The 4,680-nt window shown below is 62.7% G+C and carries 5 protein-coding genes; all 5 read right to left on the minus strand.

The features are described 5' to 3' along the window. Window positions 1-160: 160 nt before the first annotated feature. The 5 genes from JHC79_RS22665 to JHC79_RS22685 all read right to left on the minus strand — a co-directional run bounded on the left by JHC79_RS22665 (window position 161) and on the right by JHC79_RS22685 (window position 4,508). Window positions 161-892, minus strand: coding sequence for a hypothetical protein (locus JHC79_RS22665; protein WP_296395147.1), 732 nt, complete (start codon window positions 890-892; stop codon window positions 161-163). Between the two features lie 89 nt (window positions 893-981). Next, the gene (locus JHC79_RS22670) at window positions 982-1,695 is read right to left on the minus strand and encodes a hypothetical protein (protein ID WP_296395148.1); all 714 of its coding nucleotides are present in this window, start codon (window positions 1,693-1,695) and stop codon (window positions 982-984) included. A gap of 67 nt (window positions 1,696-1,762) precedes the next feature. Then, window positions 1,763-2,398: a hypothetical protein gene (locus JHC79_RS22675; protein ID WP_296395149.1), complete on the minus strand. Its 636-nt coding sequence runs from the start codon at window positions 2,396-2,398 to the stop codon at window positions 1,763-1,765. A 185-nt stretch (window positions 2,399-2,583) separates the two neighbouring features. After that, window positions 2,584-3,306, minus strand: coding sequence for a hypothetical protein (locus tag JHC79_RS22680; protein ID WP_296395151.1), 723 nt, complete (start codon window positions 3,304-3,306; stop codon window positions 2,584-2,586). Between the two features lie 449 nt (window positions 3,307-3,755). Beyond that, window positions 3,756-4,508, minus strand: coding sequence for a hypothetical protein (locus tag JHC79_RS22685; protein WP_296395153.1), 753 nt, complete (start codon window positions 4,506-4,508; stop codon window positions 3,756-3,758). Window positions 4,509-4,680: the final 172 nt, after the last annotated feature.

The raw sequence follows: 4,680 nt of genomic DNA on the forward strand, positions 1-4,680 counted from the left end.
TTCGGTCGACCCGACTGACTTCAGGAGCAACTACTCCACCGTAGACCGAAATCGCGAACAGGCGGCGGTCGCGCCTCGTCGCCACCCGGCGACGCACTGGAGCCGGCACTCGCGGCGAGTGCCGGCTCCGGGGTGATCCAGATCAGGTCGATCTGTTCTGTCAGTCGGCGACCAGGCAGATGCCGCTGCTGGGTGCGGTGACGGGCTCCGGGTAGGTGAACACGCGGCCGGGGTTGCGGGCGGTGCCGCCGCACTTGATCGTCGCGGTGAACGGGCCTGCGCCGTAGGACTTGTAGGTGAACTTCGACGCCTTACGGCCGTCGACCGTGGTGGAGGTCAGTCGCACCGAGTTGATCTTGTCTCCCTGAACGAGATCGAGTCCGACCGGCCGGATGAACTCAGGTTTGCCGCCCTCCTGATTGCCCTGATAACACGTCGCAGTACCTGAGATCACCAGCGCCGGGGCGTCGACGATCTGGAAGGGGGTGGTTCTGACATCCCCCTGTCCGTTACAGCGGGTCACTGCGTAGTACGTACCCGGTTCGAGGGCCCGGGTCGTCTTCGTCGCGTTGTATTCATCGGAGGCTGGCCCCTTCTTCGTCACCAGAGTCGCCGAGTACACCGGTTTGGCGAGATCGTTGCCATCAGGAGACACCGTCAACTTGCACGCCGGACGTACGGAACCTACTTCGTCCACCAGCAGATCAATCCTCAACTTGCTCCCGAATTGCGAGCCGATCGGTTGGATCCCACCACTCGCATCGACGATCGAGGCCTCGTAACCCGCGATGTCGATGTCGTCGTCGGCTGCCGCGACTCCGGGGTTCATCGCCACCGCGGCCCCTGCCACCACAAGGCCCGCGCACACCGAGCCGATTATGCTCCTACGCATTGCATTTCTTACTCTGGTGGTCGTCGTGCGACCGGGATGGTGTGGCCGGCACTCGAATGAGTGCCGGCCATCGACCTCATGTCAGGTGCTCACTTGATCTCCTGGCCGCCCCTGAGGACGACGCCGGTGGCCGGCAACGAGTAGTTGTCAAACGTGGTCGTGTACCCGGGCTTCGCTGCGGTGCCGAGGCACTTCAGTGTCGGCCGCAACGTGTTGTCGTACGTTTCGTAAGAGAACGTCGATGTCGATGCGCGATCTTCACCGGTTGACGCGTTCCTCAGGGGCACCTTGTAGGTCGACTCGTACACCGCGACGTCGAGACCCTTCGGCCGGACGTAGACCTCCTTCGCAGAGTCGAAGCAGGTCGCGGTGCCGCTAAAGACCAACGGCGGGGCGTTCTGGATGTTGACGTCGAACGAGTTGGTGTACAAGGTCTCCTTCGAGTTACGGCAGGTGACGACTCCCGCGTACTGGTTCGTCTTCAGCTTCGACGTCACCTTGCCTCCGGCGGAGAAGTTGTCGTCGCTCCGCAAGCTGAACGTCGTCTTGTAGGACGGCTTGTCGGCACCCGCTGGTGTGAGGGCGAGACTGCAGGTGACTCGATCGGTGGAATCGACGGCGACATAAATTTTCACCTTGCTGCCGAAGGGCGAGTCGAGCCCCCGGTCGGCACCGGAGGGGTCGACCAGCTGGACGCCGGTGTACCCGGCGACATCGGCCATGGCGACACCGGGGTTCATGGCCACGACCGCGCCGGCCACCATGAGACTTGCAAACACCGAACCGATCAGTTTCGTGCGCATATCTTTTCCTTATTTCTCCGGGATGGTCGTCGTGCGACCGGGGTTGCATTGATGGGGAGCGAAATTGTCAGCGGGACTCGACCCCGCCTGCCTTGAGGACCACGTCGGTGGCCGGCAGCGTGTAGCTGTCGAAGGTGGTCGTGTACCCGGGCTTCGACGTGGTGCCAAGGCACTTGAGTGTCGGCCGCACCGAGGTGTCGTAGGCCTGGTAGGCGAAGGTCGACGTCGATGCACGATCGTCGCCGGTCGTCGCGTTCCTCAGGGTGACCTTGTAGGTCGACTCGTAGATCTGGACGTCGAGACCCTTCGGTCGGACGTAGGCCTCCTTCGCCGAGTCGAAGCAGGTGGCGGTGCCGCTGAACACCAACGGCGGCGCATTCTGGATGTTGACGTCGAACGAGTCCGTGTACACCGTCGCCTTAGAGGTGCGGCAGATGAGCGTGGCGGCATACTTGTTCGTGAACAGCCGGGGTGTCACCTTGACGCCGGATACGAATCCGCCGTCATTCCGCAGGGAGAAGGACGTCTGGTAGGCGGCGGTCTCGGACCCCTCGGGCGTGAGGGCGATGCGGCATGACACCCGATCCATGGTGTTCACCGACACGTAGACCTTGAGTTTGCTGCCGAACGGCGAGTCCATTCCGCGGTCAGCACCGGCGGGATCTACCAGTTGCGTTCCCGTGTACCCCCCGACCTCTGCCATTGCGACACCGGGATTCATGGCGGTTACCGCTCCAGCGACCATGAGACTTGCGAACACTGAGCCAATCAGTTTCTTGCGCATATCTTTTCCTTGTTCTGTGGCTGCTGGTGCAGCCGACTTGTGGTGCCTGGCGTCCCGACCGATCGGGATTTCGCAATGGCCTTTCCGTGCACGCGTGGCGACACCTAGAAGGAGGGTTTGCCCTGCAGTGCCACGTCAACGGCCGGAAGCGTGAAGCTGCCCAGGTCGGGGGTGTACTGCGGTTTCGACGCCGTGCCGAGGCACTTGAGGATCGGCGTGACGTTCATGTCGTAGGACTCATAGCGGAAGTTCGACACCGACGCGCGGTCCGGCCCCGTGGTCGCGTTGGTCAGACGCGCCTTGTACGTGTACTCACCCGCCCGTACGTCGAGCCCTTTCGGCCGTACCTTCTTCTCGTTTGCCTCGTCGAAGCACGTTGCCGTGCCGGAGAAGATCAGGGCCGGCGCCGCGGTGATCGCGAAACCCTCGTCGTTCCTGAAGATCTGGTTCTTCTTCACCACACACACCACGGACGAGGCGTACGAGCCCGTGGCGAGTTTCGACGTCGTCTTCTGGCCGTAGAAGTAGCTGCCGTAATCCGAGCCATCCTTCTTCACGGGGATGGTGGACGTGTACGCGATCTTCCCCGATGACGTGGCCACGGTCAGCGTGCATGTCGGCCTGTCCGCCGTGAACAGTGCCGATACGACCACCTCCAGCTTGTTGCCGAACTGGGAGTTCAGTGGCTGCTCGGCCCCATTCGGGGCGATGAGAAAGCTCTGGGCGTAGCCGCCGGTCCCTGCCGAGGCGGCTCCCGGACTCATCGTGGCGAACGCGCCCACCACCATCAGACCCGCACACAGCGAGCCGATCATCTTCTTGATCACGTGTTCCTCCACCGTTGCCGCCACGGGCGTGGCCGTCTTCGCGAAGCGACTCGATCTCGGAGCGAGAGCAACAGGTCGGTGATGCCGCAATGGCGAATCTAGAGCGAACTGTAAACGATCAGAAACCGCAAAACCGGTATTACGGAATAATTAACGACGAGTAACCCGATAATCACGGAAATATCTCAGCGGGCCCTCTAGCTGCAGAAACATTGATGCGATGCAATCACTCGAACGCGTGAACAATCGTTCTTATTGTTTGTTCTGCAGGGTAAACAATAGGTGAATGGGCCTTTGCGCTGCGTCCCCTACCTGTTCCCTCACGCCGGATGATCGGTTCTCGACACGACGCGGCGACGCGACATCAGGTGAACGCGCAGAGGCCGGCACTCGTGGAGTGCCGGCCTCTGTTCACATGCCCACCGAGGCTGCGCCCGGCTGCGCTCGGGTCAGTTCGGGACGAGCGCGATGGTGGAGGGCGCCGAGAACGGCCCGTCGAACTCCACCACGTCACGCGGGTTGCTTGCGGACCCCGAACAGATGAGGCGCGCGGAGTAAGGCCCGCTGCTGTACGAGTCGTAGCTGAACGTCGACGTCGAGGCCTTCTGATCGCCCGACGTCGCCCCACGAAGCCGGACCTTGTAGGTCTGGCCGTAGCGGATCAATTCCAGCCCGACCGGACGGACGGAGCGCTGCTTGGCCTGCGAGTAGCAGCGCGCGGTCCCGGAGATGACCGCCGGTGGAGCATTGACGATTGTCACGGAGGCGTCCTTGGACGTGACGAAACCGTCATCGTCGCAGCGGGCAGTCACGGTGTAATCGCCCGGGGACAAGGCGGCGGTGGTCTTGCTGCCGCCGAATACGGTGTTGCTGTACTGCGCCTTCATCGTCACCCGGGACGACACCGACGCGCCCGTCTCCTGATTCGTGGTCTCGAGGAGACATTTCACCGGAGCCTTGAATCTGTAGCCCACGACACCTCGGGTCTGGCGATACACCTTGAAGGACACGGTGACCTTGTTGCCGTACCTCGACTCATCGGTTCCCGGCGGGTTGAGGACGCCTGTGGGGTCCACGACCGAGGCATTGAACTCGAAAACACCCGGAAGAGCCCCCGCGGATGCGACCGCGGGGGTCACGGCCAGGGCACCGCCGGTGACCATCAGGCTCGCACAGAGTGCAGCCGCGCTGGATCTACGCATGGAACGTCTCTTCTCTCTCCGATGCCGCCGCCGAGCAGGCCGGAACGTCAAGCGATTCGATGGCATTACTAGTCGGCGACCAGACTGACGTTCGTGTCCGGCGGGGTGATGGTGCCGGGGAAGGTGAAGACCCGACCCGGGTTGCGTGCAGTTCCGCCACACTTGAGCTGCG

Source organism: Williamsia sp. (assembly GCF_016462415.1).
GTDB lineage: Bacteria > Actinomycetota > Actinomycetes > Mycobacteriales > Mycobacteriaceae > Williamsia_A.